General features: G+C 65.1%; 26 protein-coding genes. 11 read left to right on the plus strand and 15 right to left on the minus strand.

The features are described 5' to 3' along the window. Positions 1-4: 4 nt before the first annotated feature. The 7 genes from JQ586_RS01595 to JQ586_RS01625 all read right to left on the minus strand — a co-directional run bounded on the left by JQ586_RS01595 (position 5) and on the right by JQ586_RS01625 (position 7518). Positions 5-706, minus strand: a complete 702-nt coding sequence (locus JQ586_RS01595; protein WP_212392723.1) for an ABC transporter ATP-binding protein — start codon at positions 704-706, stop codon at positions 5-7. Beyond that, a complete protein-coding gene (locus tag JQ586_RS01600) occupies positions 699-1433 on the minus strand; it encodes an ABC transporter ATP-binding protein (protein ID WP_212392724.1) in 735 nt (244 codons plus the stop codon). Before JQ586_RS01600 ends, JQ586_RS01595 begins: the two co-directional genes overlap by 8 nt. Then, the gene (locus tag JQ586_RS01605) at positions 1420-2514 is read right to left on the minus strand and encodes a branched-chain amino acid ABC transporter permease (protein WP_249147185.1); all 1095 of its coding nucleotides are present in this window, start codon (positions 2512-2514) and stop codon (positions 1420-1422) included. The genes JQ586_RS01600 and JQ586_RS01605 overlap by 14 nt, the downstream gene beginning before the upstream one ends. 7 nt (positions 2515-2521) lie before the next feature. Then, entirely contained in the window at positions 2522-3742 is a 1221-nt protein-coding gene (locus JQ586_RS01610; protein WP_212392725.1) for a substrate-binding protein, read from the minus strand. A 4-nt stretch (positions 3743-3746) separates the two neighbouring features. Then, complete coding sequence (locus JQ586_RS01615; RefSeq protein ID WP_212392726.1) at positions 3747-4604, minus strand: branched-chain amino acid ABC transporter permease; 858 nt, start codon at positions 4602-4604, stop codon at positions 3747-3749. Between the two features lie 54 nt (positions 4605-4658). Further along, a complete protein-coding gene (locus JQ586_RS01620; protein ID WP_212392727.1) occupies positions 4659-6173 on the minus strand; it encodes an amidase in 1515 nt (504 codons plus the stop codon). 160 nt (positions 6174-6333) lie between these two features. Then, the gene (locus JQ586_RS01625) at positions 6334-7518 is read right to left on the minus strand and encodes a substrate-binding domain-containing protein (RefSeq protein WP_212392728.1); all 1185 of its coding nucleotides are present in this window, start codon (positions 7516-7518) and stop codon (positions 6334-6336) included. A 182-nt stretch (positions 7519-7700) separates the two neighbouring features. Here JQ586_RS01625 and JQ586_RS01630 point away from each other — a divergent pair, with 182 nt between their 5' ends. Both JQ586_RS01630 and JQ586_RS01635 read left to right on the plus strand, forming a co-directional pair. Then, positions 7701-8144, plus strand: a complete 444-nt coding sequence (locus JQ586_RS01630) for a MarR family transcriptional regulator (protein ID WP_212392729.1) — start codon at positions 7701-7703, stop codon at positions 8142-8144. A 126-nt stretch (positions 8145-8270) separates the two neighbouring features. Next, on the plus strand, positions 8271-8708 hold the full coding sequence (locus JQ586_RS01635) for a VOC family protein (RefSeq protein WP_212392730.1): 438 nt from the start codon (positions 8271-8273) through the stop codon (positions 8706-8708). Between the two features lie 25 nt (positions 8709-8733). On the opposite strand, the gene JQ586_RS01640 is transcribed toward JQ586_RS01635, so the two are convergent. The 4 genes from JQ586_RS01640 to secA form a co-directional block, all read right to left on the minus strand. Further along, on the minus strand, positions 8734-10107 hold the full coding sequence (locus tag JQ586_RS01640) for a lysozyme inhibitor LprI family protein (protein ID WP_212392731.1): 1374 nt from the start codon (positions 10105-10107) through the stop codon (positions 8734-8736). A gap of 48 nt (positions 10108-10155) precedes the next feature. Next, complete coding sequence (locus JQ586_RS01645; RefSeq protein ID WP_212392732.1) at positions 10156-10551, minus strand: hypothetical protein; 396 nt, start codon at positions 10549-10551, stop codon at positions 10156-10158. Continuing rightward, positions 10548-10976: a hypothetical protein gene (locus JQ586_RS01650; RefSeq protein ID WP_212392733.1), complete on the minus strand. Its 429-nt coding sequence runs from the start codon at positions 10974-10976 to the stop codon at positions 10548-10550. Before JQ586_RS01650 ends, JQ586_RS01645 begins: the two co-directional genes overlap by 4 nt. Before the next feature lie 358 nt (positions 10977-11334). Further along, positions 11335-14187, minus strand: coding sequence for a preprotein translocase subunit SecA (secA, locus tag JQ586_RS01655; protein WP_212392734.1), 2853 nt, complete (start codon positions 14185-14187; stop codon positions 11335-11337). Between the two features lie 360 nt (positions 14188-14547). Here secA and JQ586_RS01660 point away from each other — a divergent pair, with 360 nt between their 5' ends. The 3 genes from JQ586_RS01660 (at position 14548) to JQ586_RS01670 (ending at position 17385) form a co-directional block, all read left to right on the plus strand. Then, a complete protein-coding gene (locus tag JQ586_RS01660) occupies positions 14548-15480 on the plus strand; it encodes a peptidylprolyl isomerase (protein WP_212392735.1) in 933 nt (310 codons plus the stop codon). A 217-nt stretch (positions 15481-15697) separates the two neighbouring features. Beyond that, on the plus strand, positions 15698-16939 hold the full coding sequence (gene argJ / locus JQ586_RS01665; protein WP_212392736.1) for a bifunctional glutamate N-acetyltransferase/amino-acid acetyltransferase ArgJ: 1242 nt from the start codon (positions 15698-15700) through the stop codon (positions 16937-16939). Positions 16940-16974: 35 nt separating this feature from the next. Continuing rightward, a complete protein-coding gene (locus JQ586_RS01670; protein ID WP_212392737.1) occupies positions 16975-17385 on the plus strand; it encodes a (deoxy)nucleoside triphosphate pyrophosphohydrolase in 411 nt (136 codons plus the stop codon). 122 nt (positions 17386-17507) lie between these two features. Here JQ586_RS01670 and JQ586_RS01675 read toward each other — a convergent pair whose 3' ends face one another. Next, on the minus strand, positions 17508-18353 hold the full coding sequence (locus JQ586_RS01675) for a methyltransferase domain-containing protein (RefSeq protein ID WP_212392738.1): 846 nt from the start codon (positions 18351-18353) through the stop codon (positions 17508-17510). 76 nt (positions 18354-18429) lie between these two features. Here JQ586_RS01675 and JQ586_RS01680 point away from each other — a divergent pair, with 76 nt between their 5' ends. The 5 genes from JQ586_RS01680 to JQ586_RS01700 are packed head-to-tail and all read left to right on the plus strand — an operon-like array spanning position 18430 to position 21326. Continuing rightward, a complete protein-coding gene (locus JQ586_RS01680; RefSeq protein ID WP_212392739.1) occupies positions 18430-19239 on the plus strand; it encodes a ComF family protein in 810 nt (269 codons plus the stop codon). A 29-nt stretch (positions 19240-19268) separates the two neighbouring features. Beyond that, positions 19269-19541, plus strand: coding sequence for a glutaredoxin 3 (gene grxC, locus JQ586_RS01685; RefSeq protein ID WP_212392740.1), 273 nt, complete (start codon positions 19269-19271; stop codon positions 19539-19541). After that, complete coding sequence (locus tag JQ586_RS01690) at positions 19541-20419, plus strand: carbon-nitrogen hydrolase family protein (protein ID WP_212392741.1); 879 nt, start codon at positions 19541-19543, stop codon at positions 20417-20419. Before grxC ends, JQ586_RS01690 begins: the two co-directional genes overlap by 1 nt. Further along, complete coding sequence (locus JQ586_RS01695) at positions 20416-20901, plus strand: DUF1178 family protein (protein WP_212392742.1); 486 nt, start codon at positions 20416-20418, stop codon at positions 20899-20901. The genes JQ586_RS01690 and JQ586_RS01695 overlap by 4 nt, the downstream gene beginning before the upstream one ends. Continuing rightward, positions 20898-21326 carry an EamA family transporter gene (locus JQ586_RS01700; protein ID WP_212392743.1) on the plus strand — a complete coding sequence of 143 codons (429 nt, stop codon included), beginning with the start codon at positions 20898-20900 and terminating at the stop codon, positions 21324-21326. The genes JQ586_RS01695 and JQ586_RS01700 overlap by 4 nt, the downstream gene beginning before the upstream one ends. Here the strand turns inward: JQ586_RS01700 and JQ586_RS01705 are convergent, their stop codons facing one another. The 3 genes from JQ586_RS01705 to JQ586_RS01715 all read right to left on the minus strand — a co-directional run bounded on the left by JQ586_RS01705 (position 21327) and on the right by JQ586_RS01715 (position 23640). Continuing rightward, on the minus strand, positions 21327-22226 hold the full coding sequence (locus JQ586_RS01705) for a DMT family transporter (RefSeq protein ID WP_212392744.1): 900 nt from the start codon (positions 22224-22226) through the stop codon (positions 21327-21329). 172 nt (positions 22227-22398) lie between these two features. Beyond that, positions 22399-23157 carry a bifunctional 2-polyprenyl-6-hydroxyphenol methylase/3-demethylubiquinol 3-O-methyltransferase UbiG gene (ubiG, locus tag JQ586_RS01710; RefSeq protein ID WP_212392745.1) on the minus strand — a complete coding sequence of 253 codons (759 nt, stop codon included), beginning with the start codon at positions 23155-23157 and terminating at the stop codon, positions 22399-22401. A gap of 15 nt (positions 23158-23172) precedes the next feature. Beyond that, a complete protein-coding gene (locus tag JQ586_RS01715; RefSeq protein ID WP_212392746.1) occupies positions 23173-23640 on the minus strand; it encodes a PH domain-containing protein in 468 nt (155 codons plus the stop codon). A 199-nt stretch (positions 23641-23839) separates the two neighbouring features. Between JQ586_RS01715 and JQ586_RS01720 the strand changes: the two genes are divergently transcribed. Beyond that, positions 23840-25096, plus strand: a complete 1257-nt coding sequence (locus JQ586_RS01720) for an aspartate kinase (RefSeq protein ID WP_212392747.1) — start codon at positions 23840-23842, stop codon at positions 25094-25096. The last annotated feature ends 7 nt before the right edge of the window (positions 25097-25103 follow it).

Below are 25103 nucleotides of genomic sequence, written 5' to 3' on the forward strand. Positions count from 1 at the left end.
CGCCTCACGGCGCCAGGTACCGCAGCAACTCCGGATCGCTCCGCACCTCGCCCGCCGCGCCCTGCAGCGCGACGCGGCCGCGGTCGAGCACATAGGCGTAGTCGGCGACACGCAGCGCGAGGTCGAGATGCTGCTCGACGATCACGAGCGAGATGTCCTTGGCAAGCTCGATCAGCCGCTCGGTGATCTCCTCGATGACGCCGATCCAGACGCCTTCGGTCGGCTCGTCCAGCAGGAGCAGCTTCGGATTGCCGAGCATGGCGCGGCCGATCGCCAGCATCTTGCGCTCGCCGCCCGAGAGCGTGCCGGCCGGCTGGTCGAGGCGCTGGCCGAGCTTCGGGAAGATGGTCAGGACGCGGTCGACGGCGCTCGACTCCCGATTGAGCAGCGAGCCGACGGCGAGGTTGTCGCGCACCGAGAGCCGGGCGAACACCGAATGCTCCTGCGGCACGTAGCCGATGCCGGAGCGCACCCGCTGCTCGGTGCGGCTGCGCGTGATGTCGCGGCCGTCGAAGAACAACTGGCCCTGCGAGCTCGCGAGTTCGCCGACGATGGTCTTCATCAGCGTGGTCTTGCCGGCACCGTTGCGGCCGAGCACGGCGACGCCGCCGCGCCAGGGGATGTCGATGCTGACATCGAACAGCACCTGGCTGCGGCCATAGCCGGCATCGAGATGCCTGATATCGAGGAAGGTTGGGTCAGGCACGGCGAAGATAGATCTCCTGGACGCTCTTGTTGCTCTGGATCTCCGCGACGGTACCCGACGCCAGCACGCGGCCCTGGTCGAGCACCGTGAGGCGGTCGCAGATGTCGCGGATGAAGTCGAGGTCGTGTTCGACGATGACGAGCGAGCAATGCTGCTTGATCGGCTGCAACAGCTCGCCGGTGACGCGGCGCTCCTCGAGGCTCATGCCGCCGGTCGGCTCGTCGAGCAGCAGCAGGCGCGGCCGGCCGGCCAGCGCCATCGCGATCTCGAGCCATTGCTGCTGACCGTGCGACAGGGTCGCGGCGGCATCATGGGCGCGATCGGCGAGGCGGAACTGCGCGAGCATCATCATCACCTGATCGTGCAGAGTCTTGCGCGTGCGCGAGAACACCAGGTCGAACAGGGATGAATGCGCCTGCAACGCCAGCAGGATGTTGTCGTACAGCGTCAGTGTCGGCAGCACCGAGGTGATCTGGAATTTCAGGCTCATGCCGGCGCGGGCGCGCTCGGTCGGCGTGAACGTGGTGATATCGGTGTTGATGAAGCTGACCTTGCCCGTGGTCGGCACCTCGGCGCCGGCGACGCATTTCATCAGCGTACTCTTGCCCGAGCCGTTCGGGCCGATCAGGCCGTGGAACTCGTTCTCGCCGACCGTCAGGCCGGCGCCATCAAGCGCGGTGAGCTTGCCGAACACCTTGCTGATCCCTGCGGCCTCAAGGAGCGGCATCGCGCTTCTCCCTTGGCCTGATGCCGAAGCTGCCGACCCGCTCGCGCTCGCCGAGCACGAAGGAGATCAGTCCGAGCGGGCGGAACATGATCACGAGCAGCAGCAGCACGCCGAGGATGATCGGCCAGACGTCGCGGTAATTGTCCGACAGCCAGAAGCTGACGCCCTCGATGATGACTGTGCCGATCACGGCGCCGATCAGCGTGCCGGAGCCGCCGAACAGAACGTAAAGCACGACCTGGGTCGAGAACACGACGCCGAGCATGTTCGGCCAGACGAAGCCTTCGTGGAAGGCGTAGAGGCTGCCGGCGAGGCCCGCGATGGTGCCGCCGATCGCGAAGATGATCGCCTTGAGGTGCTGCGCCTTGTAGCCGAAGAAGGCGATGCGCTGCTCGTTCTCGCGCAGGCCGGCGAGCGCCAGCCCGAACTGCGAGCGCACCAGGAAGCGGCACAGCAGGTAGACCACGACCAGGATGCCGAGCGCGAGATAGTAGAAGGTCGTCCCTTCCTCGAAGTCATAGCTGCCGAGCGACATCGACGGAATCGACGGGATGCCGTTCTGGCCGCCGAGATAATACCAGCCGCGCGCGAGCCGATCGGCGGCGTAGGAGCCGGTCAGCGTGCCGAGCGAGACGAAGATCACGCTCGACGGATAGCGCCCGAGCAGCAGGAATCCGCCGAGCAGCAGTGACGCGGTGAGCCCGATCAGCGTCCCCGCGGGCAGGATCAGGAAGATCGAGGTGACGTTGAGGTCGCGCGCCAGCAGCGCCACGCCGTAGCCGGCGGCGCCGAAGAACAGCGCCTGGCCGAAGCTCATGATGCCGGCATAGCCCCACACCAGGTCGAACGAGATCGCGAACAGCGCGAGGATGATCACGCGGGTGGCGAACACCGTCAGATAATCCTGCAGGACCAGCGGCAGGACCAGTGCGATGAGCAGCACCAGCGCTTCGACGATCGGCAGGACCCTTCGTCCTGCCGATGCCTGTCCCGCCGGCGCGCTTTCCGCCGATACGCCTTCACCCGTCACGACAACCGGTCCCTCGCTGAGGCGAGCGACGGCCTGCTCTGCTGCACCCATCGCTCGCTCAGCATTCCTTGGGATCGACGAGACCGTTGCTGCGCGCCACGATCTCGTAGGTCCCGCCCTTGGCCACCGCAGTATACATCTTCATCTTGCAGTGGCGCTTGCCCGGAACCATCTCGGCGGGCCCACCCGGCCCCTCGGCGATCTTGGCGTGATCGAGGGCGGCCGAAACCGACTCGCGGTCGACCTTGCCGGCTTCCTTGACCGCGGCCTCCCACAGTTTCAGCCCGCGATAGGTTCCGGTGGCGGCGCTGCCGGCGGCGAACAGGATGTTGCCCGGGAACTCCTTGTCATAGGCGGCCTGGATCTTGGCGCTGACCGGGTCCTCCTTGGTCAGCACCTTGAAATAGTCGAGGCAGCTCGCGAGGCCCTCGATCTCGTTGGCCTGGTTGATGTTGAGCGTGTTCTCGTCATAGTAGACGCAGGCGAGCCGCCCGCCATTCTTCAGGAAGCCCGCTTCGTAGAGCTGCTTGAAGAACGGACCGACGCCCGGCGGGATCACGGTGTTGAAGACCACATCGACCTTGTTGGAGATGATGCGGTTGACGGTCGCGGAGAAGTCGACCTGGTCGAGCGGGTAGTATTCCTCGAACACCACCTCGCCGCCGTTGGATTCGATCACCTTGCGGGCGTAGACGTTGAGCGTGTGCGGCCAGACGTAGTTGGCGCTCGGCAGCGCGAACTTCTTGCCGCCGTTCTTGATCAGCCAGGGGATGAACTCGTCGCACTGCTGCGCCGGCGTCGGCCCGGTGCAGAACAGATACGGCGTGCACTCCTTGCCTTCGTAGAGCTGCGGATAGATGTAGAGCGTCTTGCCGCGCGCCACGATCGGGTCCTTGATCGCGTTGCGCATCGAGGAGGTGATGCCGCCCAGCACCATGTCGACCTTGTCGCGCTGGATCAGCTTGCGGACGTTGCCGACCGCGATCGATTCGTTGGAGGCGGTATCCTCGATATAGAGCTCGAGCGGACGGCCGAGCAGGCCGCCGCCATCATTGATCTGCTTGATCACCATCTTGGCGACGTTGGCGTCGGCGTTGCCGGCATAGGCGATCGGGCCGGTCAGGTCGGTCGCGATGCCGACCTTGATCGGGGCTTCGGCGGCGTTGGCCCAGTCGGGCCTGACCACCCAGCTGCCGAGGCCGGTGGCGATCGCGCCCGACGCGAAGGCGAAGTTGCTCATGAAGCGGCGGCGTGTGAGATGCATGCGATCTGAGGACATCTGACTAAACCCCTTTCCCCGAAATGAGGCCCTGCGGCCGGAATTTGATGAAGGCGATGGCGAGCACGAAGACGAGCACGTCGGCGACGACCGGCGACATGACCCATGGCAATGCGGCGCTGAGCGTGCCGATCACGCCGGCGCCCGCGACCGGCCCGATGAAGGACCCGACCCCGCCGACCATGACCGCGACGAAGCCCTGGATCAGGAAGCGGATGCCGAGATCGGCGAACAGGCTGAATACCGGCACGATCAGCGCGCCGGCAAGTCCCGCCAGCGCCGCGCCGAAGGCGAATGTCGTGCCGTAGATCAGCGGCGTCGAGATTCCCGAGGCGCGGGCCAGCGAAGGATTCTCCAGCGTGGCGCGGACGCGCAGGCCGAACGAGGTGCGCGACAGCAGCAGGTAGCAGGCGCCCATCACCAGGAGCGTGATCACGATGATGGTGAAGCGCCAGGCCGAGATGTGGATGGAGCCGAGGTCGATCGAGCCGCCGATCGGCTCCGGCACCGTGAGATAGAAGCCGCCGATCAGCCCGCGCACGCTCTCGCGGATGATCAGGCCGAGCGCATAGGTGCCGAGCATCGCCACGATCGGCGCGGCGTAGAACCGCCTGATGATCAGCGCCTCCAGCACGAAGCCGAGCGCGCCGACCACGAAGGGCGCCGCCACCATGCCTACCCAGATCGGCAGCCCGCCGCTATACGCCAGATAGGTGACGTAGGCCCCGAGCAGGACGAACTCGCCCTGCGCGAAGTTGAAGATGCCCATCATGCTGGCGATGATGCCGAGCCCCAGCACGACCAGAACGATGATCGCACCGAAGCTGACGATCTCGAACGCCGCGGCGAAGATGCTAGCCATGGCGATCGACCCTTGCGACGATCCTTTCGGCGGGTGGCTGCGACAAGCGGCGCCTCACATCTTCTTCCAGTCGCCGGCCTGCTCGAACGCATGCGCGGCGCGGTAGATGGTGGATTCCTCGAACATCCGCCCCACCAGCATCAGCCCGACCGGCAGGCCGTCGACCATGCCGCAGGGCAGCGACATCGCGGGATGATGGGTGATGTCGAACGGCGCGGTGTTCGAGATCATCTCGAGCGCGCGCATCACATACTCCTCGCGGCTGGCATTGGGCCCCGGCAGCGGCGTCGCCTTCATCGGCGTGGTCGGCATCAGCAACAGGTCGTAGTCCTTGAAGGCCTTGTCATAGGCCGCGGTCAGCCGCCTCGAGATGTTGAGCGCCTTGCCGTAGAAGCGCGGGCCGAAATTGTTGTTGATGTAGGTGCCGAGCATCATGAACAGCTTGGTGGTCTCGGACAACGAGTCCGCCTGGCGGCGCCAGCCGCGATGGAAATCCATCAGCGAGGTCGAATAGAGGTCGCCTCGGCTGAGGCCGTAGCCGTCGCCGAACATCATGGTCTGGGTCAGGCCTTCGGTGCCGATCGGGGTCCAGATCGCCCCGCCGGCCAGGTGCATCGGGATCGACACGGTCTCGATCGAGGCGCCGAGATCCTTGAAGCGCTTGGCCGCCTCGCGCACGCTTTCGTTGACGGCAGCTTCCGCATTCGGCTGCTCGAAACCTTCCTTGACGATGCCGATCTTCATGCCTTTGGCGCCGGCCCCCAGCGCCTTGGTGTAGTCCTCGACCTTCGGCGCCTTGATGCGCGGATCGTAGCCGTCGTCGCCGGCGAGCACTTCGAGCAGCAGCGCGTTGTCTTCCACCGTCGCGGTCATCGGGCCGGTGTGATCGACGTAGATCTCGATCGGCATGATGCCGGTATAGGGCACGAGCCCCCAGGTCGGCTTCATGCCATAGGTGCCGCAGAACGAGGACGGCATGCGGATCGAGCCGCCCTGGTCGCCGCCGATCGCCATGTCGACCTCGCCGAGCGCGACGACGACGCCCGAGCCGGACGACGAGCCGCCGGCCGAGTAGCCCATCTTGTGCGGATTGTGCACCGGCCCGAACGAGCCGGTGTGGCTGCCGCCGGACAGGCAGAAATGCTCGCAATGCACCTTGCCGACGATCTCGGCGCCGGCATCCAGCATCCGGGTGACGATGGTGGCGTCGAAGTCGGGCACATAGCCTTCCAGCGTCGACGAGCCGTTGGTCATCGGCACGCCCGCCAGCATGATGTTGTCCTTCAGCGCGACGGTCTTGCCCTTGAGCTTGCCGGAGGCTGCGCCCTTCACGGTCGATTTGCGGTACCAGGCGTTGTGCTTGTTATCCTCAGGCGCGGGGCGATAACCCGGCGTGCGCGGATACTTCACCTCCGGCAGTTCGTCGGGCATCGCGGCGATCAGGTTGTAGGCGTCGATCGAGCCCTGCATCAGGCCGCGGAACGAGGCCACGTCCTCATCGGTGAGCGACAGGCCGCACTGTTCGGCGACGGCACGAAGTTGCGTTGGCGTGGGAAGGACGACTGTCACGGCGCTCTCCTGGCGTTTTTGATCCTTGCTAGTCCTTTTGCGGGGACGCGATACCGGCTCGCGGGCGCAAGCCCCGGATCCCCGCCGCACTATTCAAAACGGAAATATTTTCCTTTTCAAGCATTATTTCACAAGACCGGCACGCCGAAGCGGGCGCGCCTCAGATCGGCTTGATCAGCCGAAAGTCGAGACCATCGGCCTCGGCGAGATGCATCGACATCCTGGCACGGCCGTCGCGCACGATGACCGGCCCGCGCGCGCCGCTGTAGACGATGTTGCGCGCCGCTGCGAGCAACGGACGCATCGCCAATGTGCCGGCCTTGGCGGCGGCGGCCTCGAGCAGGCACAGCCCCTCATAGCTGGACTGACCGAGCGAGCCGATCGGCGGAGCGTTCGGACCGAACATCGTGAAATAGCGGCTCTGGAAGTCGTCATTGGCGCGTGAGGCGATGCCGGGGAAATAGCCGGAGGCGCAGAACATGTTCTCGGAATTGTCGGCGCCGATGCCGAGCAGCACGGTCTCGTCCATCGCACCGGCGAGCCGCAGCGTGGTGGCGGCAAGACCGCATTCGCCGAAGGCGCGGTTGAAGGTGATGCTGTCGGTGCCGATCAGCGAGATCAGCACGACATCGGGCTTTGCGGCGCGGATGCGCGCCAGATGCGGCTCGTGATTGTCCTCGCCGAGCGGAACGAACTCCTCGCCGACGACGTATCCGCCGGTTTCGGCGATGTAGCGCTTGACCGCGCGATGCGATTGCCACGGCCAGACATAGTCGCTGCCGATCAGATACCACCGCGTGGCACGCTTGGCCTCGGCCAGCCAGTGAATCGACGGCCGGCTCTGCCAGCGCGGCGTCTCGCCGATCGCCACCACGCCGGGCGTCTGCTCGCCACCCTCGTAGACCGGCGTGTAGATATAGGGGATGCCCTCGCGGGTGATGACCTTGCGCAAGGCGACACGGACCGCGCTGGTGTGCAGTCCGATGACGAGATCGAGATCGTCGAACGCAAGGGCCTGCTCGGCGCGATCGACGACCTCCTCGGTCGAGCCGCCGGCGTCATAGATCGACAGTTCGATCTCGCGTCCGAGGATCCCGCCGCGCTTGTTGATTTCGGCGACGGCAAGTTGCGCGCTCGAGGTGGCGCAGGGTCCCCAGACCCCGGGCGAACCGGAGCAGCAGATGAAGCCGCCGATCCGGAGCTTGCTGCGCGCGCGGCCGCGCCCGAGGGCCCGATCGTCCGGCGACAACGCAAAATCGGCCGCCGACGACGTCAGATTCCTCAGCAGCAGGGACGGCGGAAACGCAGGCTCGCCACGAGCCGGGAAGTTGACCGTCGAGCGCACACCAACTCCTGTCAGGCACAGACCCCAAAAGCACGTTTCGCGGGCGGCCGCCGCCTTCCGCCCGATTGTTGGGCAATAATCCTATTTTGAAAATATTGAATATTCAACAATTGAAGTGCATATAGATGCAGCAACGATTGCCAGTCATTCGCTCATTTGGACCAATACGAAGTCTCACGCCCGTGGCTAAACCGTCGAAAGAAAACTCCCCCATCACCGAACACCTCGCCTACCTGCTCGCGCAAGCCAACCGGGAGATCAACCGGCAGTTGGAGACGCGGCTGAGCAAGGAGGGCGTGCCGGTGGAGCAGTGGCGCATCCTCAAAGTGCTGTCTGACGGCAACGGGCATTCGATGGGCGAGCTTGCCGATGCGGTGCTGCTCAACCACCCGACGCTGACCAAGATGATCGACCGCATGGTGTCGGACGCGCTGGTCTATCGCGTGCAGGATCCCAAGGACCGCCGCAAGGTCCTGATGTTCGTCTCCGACCACGGCAAGGCGCTGTCACGGCGGCTGAACTCGCTGGCGGTGAGCCAGGAGGAACACATCGTCGAGAGCTATGGCGACAAATCGACCAACGAGCTCAAGCGCCTGCTGGAAAGCCTGATCGGCACCGCGAACTGACCGGCCGCGCCGGCTTCCCGGCCGCGGGCAAGCCACCTGTCGAAAAAAGTCTGCCGCCGAATTGTCGGATGCGCGCTGCTTGGCGCGTCCTAGGGGTACACCCGCCCCCGACGAGGACCCTGCCCCATGACTTCGATCACCCCGTTCCTCTGGCTCGACAACAACGTCCGCGAGGCCGTCGACTTCTACAAATCGGTGTTTCCCAACGCCAAGGTCGAGGCCGTCAGCGACTTCATGGCGAGCTTCGAGCTCGAGGGCCAGCGGTTCAACGCACTCAATGGCGGCCCGAAATTCAGGTTCAACGAGGCGGTGTCGTTCTTCATCAGCGTCGAGACCCAGGAGCAGGTGGATTATTTCTGGAAGCGCCTGACGGCCGACGGCGGCGAGGAAGGCAATTGCGGCTGGCTCAAGGACAAATTCGGCCTGTCCTGGCAGGTCGTGCCGACGGCACTCGGCCGCTATCTCGGCACCCCCGATCGCAAGGCGGCCGACCGCGCCATGCAGGCGATGATGAAGATGAAGAAGATCGTCATCGCCGATCTCGACAGAGCGTTTGCGGGGTGAGGTTCCGGGGTCGCCTCATCCACGACTAGGGGTGACCGATGCGGACGCCGGATGCATCATCCAGGCGATCTTTCATTTGCTTGATCCGCAAATGATAGGCGGCCTCCAGACAGTCACCGTCGTCGGCGCACGCGCGGCGCCACTCCAGCCATGTCCGCTGCTCCGACTCCAGCTTCGATCTGGCCGAGTTGCCGCCCTTCCCAATTGCCTCGCCATAGTAGCGGGTCAGAAGCACGTCATAGAGCGATAGCTTGCCGCTGGCGCAGATCGCCTCCTCATCCTTTGACCTTGTCGTTCGGGCGGCACACCAGGCAGGTCCCTGAACGGTGGCGAGGCTGCGGGGATCGATGGGCTTGCCCGCCGCTGCCGGCAAATCCTTCAGCGGCGTCTTTGGATCGAGGACTCCGAAATCCGGCAGAGAGATCAACTTTGGACCGTAGCGATCCCTGATCCATGTTCTGGTGACGCTTTCATCCAGTTCGACATTTGCCCGCACGGTGATGTCACCGTTCAGACTTGCGAGGTCGTCGGCGAAATTGAATTCCAGCTCGCATGCGATTCCCTTGATGCCGGAAACGACGACTTCCGCGACAAGCGTCCTGGAGCCCGAATCGTAGTGCGCGAGATACTCCTCGTGGGACGAGGCCGACAGGAAGCCATCGTCCCAGAATTGATCCGCCAGGGCCGATGCCGTGATGCAGGCCCGCACCACATCCGCCTTTGTCCGCGGCACGAGCCCCTTGTAGCCCGTCACCCGGATCGACCAGCGAATTGCCGAGCCGGTCGTATTGACCAGAAGCTTGTCCTTGCCAACCTTGACCAGGGCTTCCGCGAGAAGCGTCGGGGGTACGAGCGGCTGTGATACATCCAGCGTCGCGTACTTCTGTGCCAAAGCGAGGAGATCGCGTCCGATTTCACCGACGGCCTGATTGTACGCCTGAATCGACGCCTTCAAGTCGAGCGATCCTGACGTGGTCGGAGTGGCAGCGGCAGTCGCCGCCTTGTCAGGGTCGATGTAGGGGGCATGGAACGATAGCGTCGCCCGCGCATCCATTGTGCGGCTCAACTCGGTCCCCGCCCTGTTGCGGCTTAAACCGGCAAGGAAGATCCAGCCACAGGCCGACTCGCAGGCATTTCCTGCAGCGATCGAGGTCGATATCCCGCCGGAAACGAACCTGGCGATGTTCAGCCCTTCGACGAAATCGCCGCCCGGTGAATTCAGGCACAGCGTCGGCCCCATTTCAATCGGCGGATAATCCCTGGGAAGCTTCTTCCTGAACTTGTCGAAGTCACCCGCAACGATCTCACCATCCATCCGCAACTGGCAGTCGGCCCTCTTCAAATCGACAGTGAAGTCGGCCGCCCTGCCGCTCGGAGAAAGGCCGAGGGCGGTGAGCACCGCGATCGCGACCAGCCGGCCAAAGGCAAGGACTGCATGTCGCATCGTCTACCTCGAGCGAAATCCGCTCCCTTCCCGCATGACAGCCTCATAGGGACCGATCGACCATCTGGCCGCCTGAGCATCCCAATAGAGGACGTATTGAGTCCCTGGTGCCAGCTGGATGGATTGAATCTTGGCGCCGTCATGATAGGCAACCGACACTGCGCCGCCGCTGTTCGGCAGCGTCACGGACTGACCGGGTGAGATCTGGATCTCCTTCCAGTCCCCGTCGAGATAGGAGACTTTGAGTGGAGCATTCGCGACGCTCCGCAGGATGACGGCGTTTGCGAGCGCGGCTTTCGGGATCTGATTGGAGCTGCGAAGCTCATCCGCATGCGAGGCACAGCCGAGCCAGGAAAGGCAAGCGCACAGCACGACGGCCAGTCTGCCTGCCCGCATCATGACCTCGGGTCATCCTTCTCCGTCGATGGTGTTTCCTTCGTTGGCGGGTGCGGCTGGCTCATTCGGCCGAGCATGTAACCGATGATGGTGCCGAACAAACCGAAAGCGGGTGCGATCTGTTCGTTCGAATATCCCCCGATGATGAGCAGCAGGGCCCCGGTGATCACCGTGACGACGATCATGGCACGGGACACGTCTTCCGGACGCTTGTCGCGGATGTGGCGGACCGCATAGATGTACAGGCAGATGACGATCAGCCCGAACGCAACGATCAGGCAGGTCATCCACAACTCGTAGGCGGTCTTGCTGACAAGTGCGCCCGGCAGATTGCCGGCCCCGGCAACCGGATTTGGCGACACATTGGAAGGCAACTGTTGCGCGGATAGCGGCAGGGGAACCGTACATGCCGCAGCCGACGCGACCACTCGCAATGTCGCCAATACCTTATGCATTTGAATCAACTATCTTAGATTGAAAATAGTGATCCTACGCCTCCTTGCGGGCAAGGCAAGACGGAACCCGCTGCGACGCGAGCGCCGCCCCAAAGCGCGATGAGATGAGGTTGAGTCGTCATCGCGCTTCGGAGCGGTAATAGCTCGAGGCGCGGCCCGCCAAGGATCTGGAGGTCAATGTGCCTGAAAGCGTGACCGGGTCGGGATCGCAAGCTGCGGCATCCGGAGGGCACTCGCTCCGCACCTCCGACAGTCCCGGCCTCGGCCAAGAGCAGCCCGACGTTCCGCTCCGATCCGCTTGATGAACCCGGACCGCAGCAATCACCCAGGCTTACGCGTACCTTCCGTGGCAGTGCTTGTACTTCTTGCCGCTTCCGCAGGGGCAGTCCTCGTTGCGGCCGACCTTGCCCCAGCTTGAGGGGTTGTTCGGATCGCGGTCGGCAGGCGGGGTATTCGGCACCAGCGAGGCCTGGGCGAAATTGGCCTTGGCGTGGGCGAACTCGTCCTCGCCGGTATCCGGATCGAACTTGTGCGCCTCCATCACCGGCAGCGGCTCCGGCGGCTGCTCGGGCGGCACGATCTCGACCCGCATCAGCTGCGCGGTGACCGCCTCGCGCAGATGCGCGATCATGGTCTCGAACAGGTTGAAGGCTTCCGACTTGTACTCCTGCAACGGATCGCGCTGGCCATAGCCGCGCAGCCCGATCACCTGGCGCAGATGGTCGAGCATGATCAGGTGCTCGCGCCAGAGGTGATCCAGCGTCTGCAGCAGGATGGTCTTCTCGACGTAGCGCATCACGTCGGGGCCCCATTGCGCGACCTTGGCCGCCATGCGCTCGTCGACATGCTTCTCGATGCGCGACAGCAGCTCCTCGTCGGCGATGCCCTCTTCCTTGGCCCATTCGTCGACCGGCAGGTCGACATCGAGCACGCGCGTCAGCTCTTCCTTGAGGCCGGCCGTATCCCACTGCTCGGCATAGGCGTGCTCGGGGATATGCTTCGTCACCACGTCCTCGACGAAGGCGTGGCGCATGTCGGTCACCGTCTCGGCGACGCTGTCGTCCTTCATCAGGTCGACGCGCTGGTCGAAGATCACCTTGCGCTGGTCGTTCTGGACGTTGTCGAATTTGAGCAGGTTCTTGCGGATGTCGAAGTTGCGCGCCTCGACCTTCTGCTGCGCCTTCTCCAGGGCCTTGTTGATCCAGGGATGGATGATGGCCTCGCCTTCCTGCAGTCCGAGCCGCTGCAACATGCTGTCGAGCCGGTCGGAGCCGAAGATGCGCATCAGATCGTCTTCCAGCGACAGGAAGAACTTCGAGCGGCCGGGGTCGCCCTGGCGGCCGGAACGGCCGCGCAGCTGGTTGTCGATGCGGCGGGATTCGTGACGCTCGGAGCCGATGATGTAGAGGCCGCCGGGCTTCTTCACGGTCTTGGCGGCCTTCGACCCCTTGGCGGGCTCGACCTCGACGTCTTCTTCCGCCTTCAGCACGATCTCGCGGAAGCGTTCGATGTCGGCCTTGATCTGCTCGATCTTCTTCGCCTTCTCGGCCTCGTCGGTGATGGTGGCGGTCTCCTGCTGGATCCGCATGTCGAGCGAGCCGCCGAGCTTGATGTCGGTACCGCGGCCGGCCATGTTGGTCGCGATCGTGATCGCGCCGGGCACGCCGGCTTCCGCGACGATATAGGCTTCCTGCTCATGGAAGCGCGCGTTCAGCACCGCGAACATCTTTGCCGGCTTGCCGGCCCGAGCGGCGGCATAAAGCTTCTCCATGCCGGATTCGGAGCCGAAGTCGATCTGCTTGTAGCCGTGCTTCTTCAGGTATTCGGCCAGCACTTCCGACTTCTCGATCGATGCGGTACCGACCAGGACGGGCTGAAGCCGCTTGTTGGCGCGCTCGATCTCGGCGAGGATCGCGGCGTATTTCTCACCCTGCGTGCGGTAGACCTCGTCGTCCTCGTCGAGTCGCGCCACCGGCAGGTTGGTCGGGATCTCGACGACCTCGAGCTTGTAGATGTCGAACAATTCGTCGGCTTCGGTCGCCGCAGTGCCGGTCATGCCCGACAGCTTCTCGTACATCCGGAAATAGTTCTGGAAGGTGATCGAGGCGAGCGTCTGGTTCTCCGGCTGCACCGGCTGGTGCTCTTTGGCCTCCAGCGCCTGGTGCAGGCCTTCCGAATAACGGCGGCCCGGCATCATGCGTCCCGTGAACTCGTCGATGATCACGACCTCGCCGTCGCGGACGATGTAGTCCTTGTCGCGGGTGAACAGCGTGTGCGCGCGCAGCGCCTGGTTGATGTGGTGCACAACCGAGACGTTCTCGACGTCGTAGAGCGAATCGCCCTTGAGCTGGCCGGCGTCGCGCAGCAACGTCTCGATCTTCTCCATGCCGCCTTCGGTCAGGGTGACCGTGCGCTGCTTCTCGTCGACCTCGTAGTCGGTCTTGTCGAGCTTGGGGAAGAAGGTGTCGATGGTGTTGTAGAACTCTGAGCGGTCGTCGAGCGGGCCGGAGATGATCAGCGGGGTGCGCGCCTCGTCGATCAGGATGGAGTCCACTTCGTCGACGATCGCATAGAAGTGCCCACGCTGGACCATGTCCTCCAGGCGGTACTTCATGTTGTCGCGCAGATAGTCGAAGCCGTATTCGTTGTTGGTGCCGTAGGTGATGTCGCAGGCATAGGCGGCCTTGCGCTCGGCATCGTCGAGGCCGTGCACGATCACGCCGGTGGTCAGGCCGAGGAACGCGTAGATCTGGCCCATCCATCCGGAGTCGCGGCGGGCGAGGTAGTCGTTGACCGTGACGACGTGGACGCCCTTGCCGGCGAGCGCATTGAGATAGACCGCAAGGGTTGCGACCAGCGTCTTGCCTTCACCGGTCTTCATCTCGGCGATGTCGCCCTCGTGCAGCACCATGCCGCCGATCAGCTGGACGTCGAAATGGCGCTGGCCGAGCGTGCGCTTGGCCGCCTCGCGCACGGTGGCGAAGGCCGGGACCAGGATGTCGTCCAGTGTCTTGCCGTCCGCAACCTGCTGCCTGAATTCGGCGGTGCGGGCCTTGAGCTCGTCATCGGTCAACTTGACCAGCTCCGGCTCGAGCGCGTTGATGGCGGTGACGCGGGACTGATAGCCCTTGACCCGACGGTCGTTGGCAGAGCCGAAAAACTTGCGGGCGAGCGCGCCGATCATGCGAAATTCCTGTTCTTCGGTCTCTGGGGTTTCGGTCTCGAGTTACAGCCTGAAATGGTCCACCGGATCGCCTATCAACTCACCGTGACGCGCTAACGGCTCAAGCCCCGACCCGGGGGCTTCTCCGCCAATTGAGTGGGAAACGGGCCATCCAAGGTTCAACGGGCAAAAACGCAACAAAATAAGCGCCATCGCCGTCGACACGATGGGCCAGAGATATGGCCGGGTCGGGGGGATGTCAACTTCGGCAGGATGTCAAGGAATTCATCATTTTGACAGACTTTTCGCGTTGCCAAGGCGGCGCGATTGGGCGAGTGTCCGCCCCGCTCGAACCTCCCCCCTTTGAGACAAGGATTTTGCATGACCACCTCGCTCGCGGAAAAGAAAACCGGCCTGCGCCTCGGCCTGGCCACCATGGCCGTGGCGGGCTGTGTTGCGGCGCTCCTGACCACCGGCCTGCCGGTCCGCGCCGCCGATTCCGATCCCGTGCTGGCGAAGGTCAACGGTTCCGAGATTCACGCCAGCGACGTGGCGCTTGCCGAGGAGGAACTGGGCCCGAGCCTCCAGCAGATGGACCCGGCGACCCGCAAGGAGAACGTGCTGTCGTTCCTGATCGACATGAAGATCGTGTCCAAGGCCGCCGAGGACAAGAAGGTCGAGAACTCCGACGAATTCAAGAAGCGAATGGCGTTCGCCCGCAACCGCCTCTTGATGGACAGCCTGCTCGCCACCGAGGGCAAGGCTGCGACCACCGACGACGCGATGAAGAAGGTCTATGACGAGGCCGCCAAGCAGATCACCGGCGAGCAGGAGGTGCGCGCCCGCCACATCCTGGTCGAGACCGAGGACGAGGCCAAGGCGATCAAGGCCGAGCTCGACAAGGGCGCCGATTTCGCCGAGCTCGCCAAGAAGAAGTCGAAGGATCCAGGCGCCTCCGACGGCGGCGACCTCGGCTTCTTCACCAAGGAGCAGATGGTGCCGGAATTCTCCGCGGTCGCCTTCTCGCTCGAGCCGGGCAAGATCTCGGATCCCGTGAAGTCGCAGTTCGGCTGGCACATCATCAAGGTCGAGGAAAAGCGCAACCGCAAGGCGCCCGACTTCGAGCAGGTCAAGGGCCAGATCGAGACCTATGTGACCCGAAAGGCGCAGGCCGACTATGTCGCCAAGCTGCGCGAGGCCGCCAAGATCGAGCGCACCGACGCGGCACCGGCCGCTGCCGACGCCGCCGCCAAGCCGGCCGATGCAGCCAAGGACGCGCCCGCCGACAACAAGATGGCGCCGCCGAAGAAGTGAGCGTCACGACGCGAAGCTATTGAGATTGCGATGGCCGGGCATGTCCCGGCCATTTGCGCTTTCGAGCCGTCCTCGCAGCCCGGAAGGAGCGCAGCGAAATCCGGGCTACGGGTTCTTTGAATAATTGATGACACCCCGCATTCGTGGTGAGCCCTCTCCCGCTTCGCCCAATGAGATGGTAAGCAGCGCTTCCCTCCTCGCAGCCGGAAGCCTCACAATGTCCACCGCCGTTTCCCCCCTCGCCCCGACCGATGTTCCCGATATGCCCGTGATCGCGGGCGTGAGGCTGGCGACCGCGGCCGCGGGCATCCGCTACAAGGGGCGCACCGATGTGCTGCTGGCGCTGTTCGACAAGGGCACCACGGTCGCCGGCGTGTTCACCAAATCGAAATGCCCGTCGGCGCCGGTCGAATGGTGCCGCGCCAAGCTGAAGGGCGGCAGCGCCCGCGCATTGGTGGTCAATTCCGGCAATGCCAACGCGTTCACCGGCAAGACCGGCAAGGCATCCACGGCGCTGACCGCGCAGATCGCCTCGAAGGCCGCCGGCTGCGCCACGTCAGAGGTGTTCCTCGCCTCCACCGGAGTGATCGGCGAGCCGCTCGACGCCACCAAATTCGATGGCGTGCTGGCGAAGCTTTCCGAGAGCGCGACGCCCGATCTCTGGATGGACGCCGCGAAGGCCATCATGACCACCGACACCTTCCCGAAGGTGGCGACCACGACCGTGAAGCTCGGCAGGGCCACGGTGACCATCAACGGCATGGCCAAGGGCGCCGGCATGATCATGCCCGACATGGCGACCATGCTGTCCTTCGTCTTCACCGATGCACCGCTGTCGTCAGCCGTGCTGCAATCCCTGCTCAAGACCGGCGTCGAGGACACCTTCAATGCGGTGACGATCGATGGCGACACCTCGACGTCGGACACCCTGCTGGCGTTCGCGACCGGCGCCGCCGCCGCGCAGGGCGCGCCGAAGATCAGCCGCGCCAGTGATCCGCGGCTGAAGGCGTTCGCCAAGGGGTTCCAGCGCGTGCTCGCCAACCTCTCCGAGCAAGTGGCGCGCGACGGCGAAGGCGCGCGCAAGCTGGTCGAGGTCGTAGTCGAGGGCGCCACCACCAAGCCGTCGGCGCGCAGGATCGCAATGTCGATCGCCAATTCGCCGCTGGTGAAGACCGCGATCGCCGGCGAGGACGCCAATTGGGGCCGCGTGGTGATGGCGGTCGGCAAGGCCGGCGAGCCCGCCAACCGCGACAAGCTGTCGATCTCCTTCAACGGCATCCGCGTCGCCAGGAGCGGCGCGCGCGATCCGTCCTACGACGAGGCGGAGGTGTCGGAGGCGATGAAGGCGCCGAAGGTCCAGATCAAGGTCGCGCTCGGCCTCGGCAAGGGCCGCGATCGCGTGCTGACCTGCGACCTCACCAAGGAATATGTCGCGATCAACGGCGACTACAGGTCGTAGACACAATCGTCATTGCGAGGAGCCCGCAAACCCGCATGGCCGCACTCAAGCTGACCCTCGTCGTCGCCTGCGCGCTCGTCGATGCCGACAAGCGCGTGCTGCTGGCGCAGCGTCCGGAAGGCAAGACGCTGGCGGGCCTCTGGGAATTCCCGGGCGGCAAGATCGAGCCGGGAGAGCGACCGGAGCAGACGCTGATCCGCGAGCTGCACGAGGAGATCGGCATCACCGTCGCCGAGCCTTGCCTCGCGCCGCTGACCTTCGCCAGCCATGCCTACGAGACCTTCCATCTCCTGATGCCGCTCTACATCTGCCGCCGCTGGGAGGGCATGGTGGTGGCACGCGAGGGCCAGAATCTGGCCTGGGTGCGTGCCAGCAAGCTGCGCGACTATCCGATGCCGCCGGCGGACATCCCGCTGCTGCCGCATCTGATCGATCTGTTGCTGTGATCGAGCCTGATCGCTCCTGCGTCATTCGAACGAAGCGAAGCAATCCACGTCGCCACTCGGGGACAGAATGGATTTCGTCGCCGCTGCGCGCCTCGCAATAACGGTTCTCGCCCCGGACCGGATCATTCGCGCTTCGCCCGCTTCACCGCCGCCTCCAGGCTCGCCTTCGCCGAGCCCGGCCTGAGCGGCTGCTGCTGGCTCTCGTGTGGCGCCCAGCCGGAGAGCCAGATGATGTCGAAGGTGGCGCGGATGCGGCCGTCGGGATCGGCAAAACGCTCGCGATAGAGCTCGGCCATGCGCAGCATGGTGGCGCGGCGGGTCGGGGATCGGCGGCGCTCGCGCAAGGCATTGGTCGCGCCCATCCGCCTGAGATCGGCCATCAGCGCAAACGCGCTGTCGTATCGCACCACGACACGATCGACATCGGTCACCGGCAGCGCAAAACCCGCGCGCTGCAACAATGCGCCGATGTCGCGCAAATCGGCAAACGGCGCGACGCGCGGCGACACCCCGCCCTCGCATTCGGCTTCCGCCGCGGCAAAGCTCTGCCGAAGCTCGGTCAGCGTGTCGCCGCCGAGCATCGCCGCCAGCAACAGCCCATCCGGCTTGAGCACGCGTCGGATCTGCGCCAGCACGCCGGGCAGATCGTTGACGAATTGCAGCGCCAGCGCCGAGACGACGAGATCGAGGGTGCCGGCCGGCAGCGCGAGCGCCTCGGACGGATCGAACGCGACGCGCTCGATCGAAGCGGCGCGGCCGCGCACCGCCTCGCCAAGCCCGGCCCCCGGCGTCCAGAGATCGGTCGCCGCCGCAAAGCGGCGTGACACGGCGAGCAAGCGGTCCGCCAGATCCTCCGCGGCACGATCCAGCAGGAACGTCACCGCGCCCTCGCGCGCGGCGCGTGCCAGCCGCGCGCCGAGCAGCACGCGGTCGAACAGGACAGGGGCTGCGGCCGGGTTCGATGCCATGCCGGTTGGTTACGCCGGCCGGCCGCCACAGGCAATGCGCCTTGAGCGTGCCGCCGCGCGACGCTAGCGTTGCGGCATGGACGCCGGGGCATCACCTCCACGAACCACTGCAAGCCGGCTGCGCCGCGCATTCGGCGCGGTCGGCGGTGCGTGGTTGCAGACCACGCGCCTCGTGCTCGACATCGCGCTGCCGACGCTCTGCGTCGCCTGCCGCGAACCGGTCGATGGCGAGGGGGTCTGCGCTGAATGCTGGGCCAAGCTGTCGTTCATCGCGCCGCCCTATTGCCCAAGGCTCGGCATCCCCTTCGTCTACGACCCCGGCCCCGAATTGCTGTCGATGGAGGCGATCGCCCATCCGCCGGCCTACCAGCGCGCCCGCGCAGCGGTACGCTATGACGACGTCGCGCGCACGCTGGTGCACGCATTGAAATACCAGGATCGGACCGATCTGGCACCGGCAATGGGCCGCTGGATGGCCCGGGCGGGCAAGGAGTTGCTTGATGGAGCCGACCTGCTGGTTCCGGTTCCCCTGCATTGGCGGCGCGGCTGGAGCCGGCGCTACAACCAGTCCGGGGCGCTCGCCAAGGTGATCTCGCGCCGCAGCGGCGTCAGGATGGCCTCAGAGACGCTCCGGCGTGTCCGTGCCACCGAGCAGCAGATCGGGCTGTCGCGGCCGCAGCGCGCCAGCAACGTCCAGGGCGCGTTCAGGATCGCCGATGAGCGCAAATCGGACGTCGAAGGCCGCCGGATCATCCTGGTCGACGACGTCCTGACCTCCGGCGCCACCGTGGATGGCTGCGCGCGGGCGCTGTTGCGCGCCGGGGCGGCGCAGGTCGACGTGCTGGTGTTTGCCCGGGTTGTCGATCACCACCGTGCTCCCATATAATCCGGTATTCTGGTTCAACCGAGCACACCATGACCGCTGCCATTGAAATCTATACCCGCCCGGGCTGCGGTTACTGCAGCGCGGCCAAATCGCTGTTGACGCGCAAGAACGCAGCCTTCACCGAGCTCAGCGTCGCCAGCAACCCGTCCTATCGCGACGAGATGTATGGCCGCGCCGGCGCCGGCTCCACATTCCCGCAGATCTTCATCGGCAAGACCCATGTCGGCGGCTGCGACGAGCTCTATGCGCTCGACCGCGAGGGCAAGCTCGATGGCCTGCTTGCCAATGGAGGCGGCGCCTGATGAGCACGGACACGACCTTCACCGCCGCGATGGTGCAGATGCGCACCGGATTGCTGCCCGGGCCGAGCCTGGAGCAGGGCACGCGGCTGATCCGCGAGGCGGCGGCGCAGGGCGCCGACTATGTGCTGACGCCCGAAGTCAGCAACATGATGCAGCTGAACCGCAAGGCGCTGTTCGAGCATCTTGCGAGCGAGGAGGACGACAGGTCGCTGAAGGCGTATCGCGCGCTCGCGGCTGAATTGAAGATCCATCTCCATGTCGGGTCGCTGGCGCTGCGCTTCTCGCCGGAGAAGGCGGTGAACCGCTCGTTCCTGATCGGGCCCGACGGCAATCTGCTGGCGAGCTACGACAAGATCCACATGTTCGACATCGATTTGCCGGGCGGCGAGAGCTATCGCGAATCCGCCAACTACCAGCCGGGCGAGACCGCCGTGATCTCGGATCTGCCCTGGGGCCGTATCGGGCTGACCATCTGCTACGACGTCCGCTTTCCCGCGCTGTACCGGGCGCTGGCCGAGGCCGGTGCGTCGTTCCTCACCGTGCCTTCCGCGTTCACCCGCAAGACCGGCGAGGCGCACTGGCACACGCTGCTGCGCGCGCGCGCGATCGAGACCGGCTGCTTCGTGTTCGCCGCCGCTCAGGCCGGCCTGCACGAGAACAAGCGCGAGACCTTCGGCCATTCGCTGATCGTCGACCCCTGGGGCGAGATCCTCGCCGAGGGAGGCGTCGAGCCCGGCGTGTTCCTGGCCAAGATCGATCCCGCCAAGGTCGAGACCGCACGCAAGACGATCCCCTCCCTGCAGCACGGACGCCGCTTCGGCATCGCCGATCCGAAGGCCGGTCCGGAGCATCTGCACCTCGTCCGGGGCTCGGCATGATCCGCTACACCTTGCGCTGCGAGGCCGGCCACGAGTTCGAGAGCTGGTTCCAGAGCTCGTCGGCCTATGAACAGCAGGAGCGGCGCCACTTGATCAACTGCCCGAACTGCGGCTCGGCCAAGGTCGAACGCGCGATCATGGCACCGCGGATCGTCAGCAGGAAGGGCCGCGAGGTTCCGCAGCCGGCGCCCGCAGCTCCGGTCGAACCGGCCATGACCGAACCGACCGCCGGTGAATCGACGTCGCTGATGATGGCGCAGGAGCGCGAGCTGCGCGCCAAGCTCAAGGAATTGCGCGATCATATCGTCAGGAACGCCGACAATGTCGGCGACCGCTTCCCCAACGAGGCGCGCAAGATGCATTACGGCGACATCGAGCATCGGCCGATCTACGGCGAAGCGTCACCGGAAGAGGCGCGCGCGCTGATCGACGAGGGTGTCGAGGTCTCGCCGCTGCCGACCCTGCCGGAAGACAGGAATTGACATTCACCTGGCAGGTCTGGGCCTTCCTTTCGGCGATCTTCGCCGCGCTGACCGCGATCTTCGCCAAGGTCGGCGTCGAGGGCATCAACTCCGACCTTGCCACCCTGATCCGCACCGTGATCGTCCTGATCACGCTGTCGGCGATCCTGTTCGCGACCGGGCAATTCACGCAATCAGGACCGATCGCGGCCAGGAGCTGGCTGTTCCTGCTGCTGTCGGGCCTCGGCACCGGCGCATCCTGGATCTGCTATTTCCGGGCGCTGAAGCTCGGCCCCGCCACGCTGGTCGCGCCGATCGACAAATTGAGCGTGGTGCTGGTGGCGCTGTTCGGCGTCGTCTTCCTCGGCGAGCGCCCGTCGTTCTATGGCTGGATCGGGATCGCGCTGATCTCGGCCGGAGCCGTGCTGATCGCAGCCAAGGGCTGACTACGCGGCAATCAGCAGCGCAACGCCGATCACGATCAGGACGATGCCGAAGAGCTCGCGCAGCGAGAACGGCTGCTTGAGCGAGACATAGGCCACGCCCTGCGCGAACAGTACCTCGATCAGCGCCAGCGTGCGCACATTCGCCGCCGCGGTCAGCGCGAACGCCAGGAACCAGAATTGCGACGAGAACGCCCCCATGAAGCCGGCGAACATCGACGGACGCCACAGGCCGAGAATTTTGCCGAGCACGTCGGGCGCGCGCAGCAACAGATAAACCGACAGGATCAGCGTCTGGACGAACAGGCTCCACATCAGCGTACAGGATGCCGCAGTCACGAACGAGACACCCGATACGGTGATGATGGCGCCGCGAAAGCTCACCGCCGACAGCGCGAACACGGCGGCGGCGCCGAGGCCGAGCACGGTCGGGCGCAGATCCGCAAAGCTCTTTTGTCCGCCGGGCCGCAGCGCGGTGATGACGACGCCGATGGTTGCGATCACGATCGCCGTCACCTTGGCCATCGTGAGATGATCGCCGAGGAAGACGAAGCCGAAGATCGCGGTCTGGATCGCCTCGGTCTTCATATAGGCCGTCGTCACCACGAAGGAGCGGTCGTTCATGGCGAGCAGCATGAAGCCGGTGCCGACGATCTGGCTCAGCGCGCCGGCTATCAGCCACGGCCAGAACGATGGCATCGGCCATGGCACGCGATCGCCGGTCGCGATGACGGCAGTTGCGAAGAACGCAATCGAAAACGGCAGGCCGAACAGGAAGCGGATATTGGTCGCGCCCCAGGTCCCGAGGGGCCCCGTCAGATGCCGCTGCATCGCATTGCGCGCCACCTGCCCGAACGCGGCAATGATGGTGAAGGGAATCCACAGCGAGGAGATCGTGAACATGTGCGAAGCGAAGTGCGCCGGGCAGGAGTATGCGGGCAGGGTGCCGGGCGCGGGCGACGCGGTCAATCGAGACAGCGCATGACTGGATTGCCTGTATCCGGGGCCGTCCCAGCCGCGGATGGACCGGTCCCGGATTACGCTGCGCTCCGGGCTACGGGCTCCGCCCGCAATCTCACACCTCCTCCGCCACCACCATGTAGTTCACGTCCATGTCGGACGAGATGGTCCATTTGTCGGCGAGCGGATTGTAGACGACGCCGGCCTGCTCGGTCATGGTGAGGCGGAGATCGGCGAGGTAGCGCTCCAGCTCGGCAGGGGTGACGAACTTGCTCCAGTCGTGGGTGCCACGGGGCAGCCAGCGCAGCACATATTCGGCGCCGACGATCGCCAGGGCAAAGCTCTTCCAGTTGCGGTTCAGGGTCGAGACCACCATCAGCCCGCCGGGCTTGAGCATCGCCGCGCAGCGCTTGATGAAGGCGCCGACGTCGTTGACATGCTCGACCACCTCCATCGCCAGCACGATGTCGAAGCGCTCGCGCGCGTCCATATCCTCGACCGTGGTGCAGCGGTAGTCGATCGACAGATGGCCCTTGTCGGCGTGCAGCCTCGCCGCCGCGATGTTGGTGGCGGACGGATCGATGCCGATCACCTGGGCCCCGAGCCGCGTGAACGGCTCGCAGAGCAGCCCGGCGCCGCAGCCGATGTCGAGCATGCGCAGGCCCGACAGGCAGCTCAGGCTCTTGGCGTTGCGCTCGAACTTGCGACAGGCGGCGTCGCGGATATAGGTCAGTCGCAGCGGATTGATCTTGTGCAGCGGCGCCATCTTGCCGCGCGGATCCCACCATTCGTCCGACAGTTTCGAGAACTTTGCGACCTCGGCCGGATCGACCGAGCTGGCGGTGGAATTCAAAGGACTTGTCTGCATGGCCATGGTGAGCGCGCGCCCCTATCGCGCGGTGATCGAACTGCGGAATGCGAGCGGCGAGGCGATGGTCCTGATCGTCTCGAAGCCCTCGCCGACGCCACGGATGGTGACGTCGCCATAATTGAAGATGCGCCCCAGAATGCTCTGGTTGACGTCGACGCTCTCGACCTTGTCGAGGCTCATCTCGAAGGTGCGGCGCTTGATGAAGCCGGTCTTGTGCACGACGCGCAGATTGGTGACGTCGGTTTCCGTGGTCCAGCGATGGAACCAGGCCTTGATGGACCAGTACAGCGCCGCCACGATCGCCACGGCCGCTGCAGCCAGACAGGCCAGCACGGCGCCATCCACCGTCGCCATGCGCGACAGGATCAGCAACACCAGCGCCACGATCCAGGCGCAGATTGCCGGCCAGTAGAAGATCCAGTGCGCGTTGGTCGTATACAGCACCCTTTCGCCCGGCTGCAGGATTTCGTCGATGTAACGCCCCATACCATCTGCCTCGAGTTACCCTGCACCACAGCCCGCGCGCATCCGACCGGAAGCCCGGAGGAACCGGGCAGGAACCGGCGTGATGAACCGGCTTGCCCCCGGGCGCGGCGGTATGTATACGCGCGTTTCGGTCCCCGCGCTTGCGGTTTTAGGCGCAGGTGACCCTACTTATCCTCTTGCAGGGAATAGACGCGTCGTCATGGGCCGCCTCGTGATGAAATTCGGCGGTACGTCCGTCGCCAATATCGACCGAATCCGCAACGTCGCGCAGCACGTCAAGCGCGAGGTCGACGCCGGTCACGAGGTCGCCGTCGTGGTGTCGGCGATGTCCGGCAAGACCAACGAGCTGGTCGCCTGGTGCACCGACGCCTCGCCGATGCACGACGCCCGCGAATATGACGCGGTGGTCGCATCCGGCGAACAGGTGACCTCCGGGCTGCTCGCGATCGTGCTGCAGGGCCTCGGTATCCAGGCCCGCTCCTGGCAGGGATGGCAGATCCCGATCAAGACCTCGGACGCCCACGCCTCGGCGCGCATCCTCGAGATCGACGGCACCGAGATCATGAACCGTTTCAAGGACCGCAAGGAAGTCGCCGTGATCGCCGGCTTCCAGGGCATCAACCCGCAGACCGGCCGGATCACGACGCTCGGCCGCGGCGGCTCCGACACCTCGGCGGTTGCGATCGCGGCCGCGCTGCACGCCGACCGCTGCGACATCTATACCGACGTCGACGGCGTCTACACCACCGATCCCAGGGTGGTGCCGAAGGCGCGCCGGCTCGACCGGATCGCGTTCGAGGACATGCTGGAGCTGGCCTCGCAGGGCGCCAAGGTACTGCAGGTCCGCTCGGTCGAACTCGGCATGGTGCACAACATGCCGATCTTCGTCCGCTCCAGCTTCGACAAGCCTGAGGATATCGACCCGCATGCCAACCAGCCGCCGGGCACGCTGATCTGCAGCGAGGAGGAAATCATGGAAAGCCACGTCGTCACCGGCATCGCCTTCTCGAAGGACGAAGCCCAGATTTCCGTGCGCCAGATCGAGGACAAGCCGGGCGTTGCCGCCTCGATCTTCGGGCCGCTCGCGGATGCCAATATCAATGTCGACATGATCGTCCAGAACGTGTCCGAGGACGGCAAGACCACCGACCTTACCTTCACCGTTCCGGCCACCGACTACAACCGCGCCAAGGATACGATTGCCTCCGCCAAGGCGAAGATCGGCTATGCGCGGCTCGACTCCGCGACCGACGTCGCCAAGGTCTCGGTGATCGGCAGCGGCATGCGCAGCCATGCCGGCGTTGCCTCAAAAGCGTTCAAGGCGCTCTCCGAGCGCAATATCAACATCCGCGCCATCACCACGTCCGAGATCAAGTTCTCGGTGCTGATCGACGCCGCCTATACCGAGCTCGCGGTCCGCACCCTGCACACGCTGTACGGGCTCGACCAGGCGTAGCGGTCCT

Source organism: Bradyrhizobium jicamae, assembly GCF_018130215.1.
In the GTDB taxonomy this organism is placed as follows: domain Bacteria; phylum Pseudomonadota; class Alphaproteobacteria; order Rhizobiales; family Xanthobacteraceae; genus Bradyrhizobium; species Bradyrhizobium jicamae_A.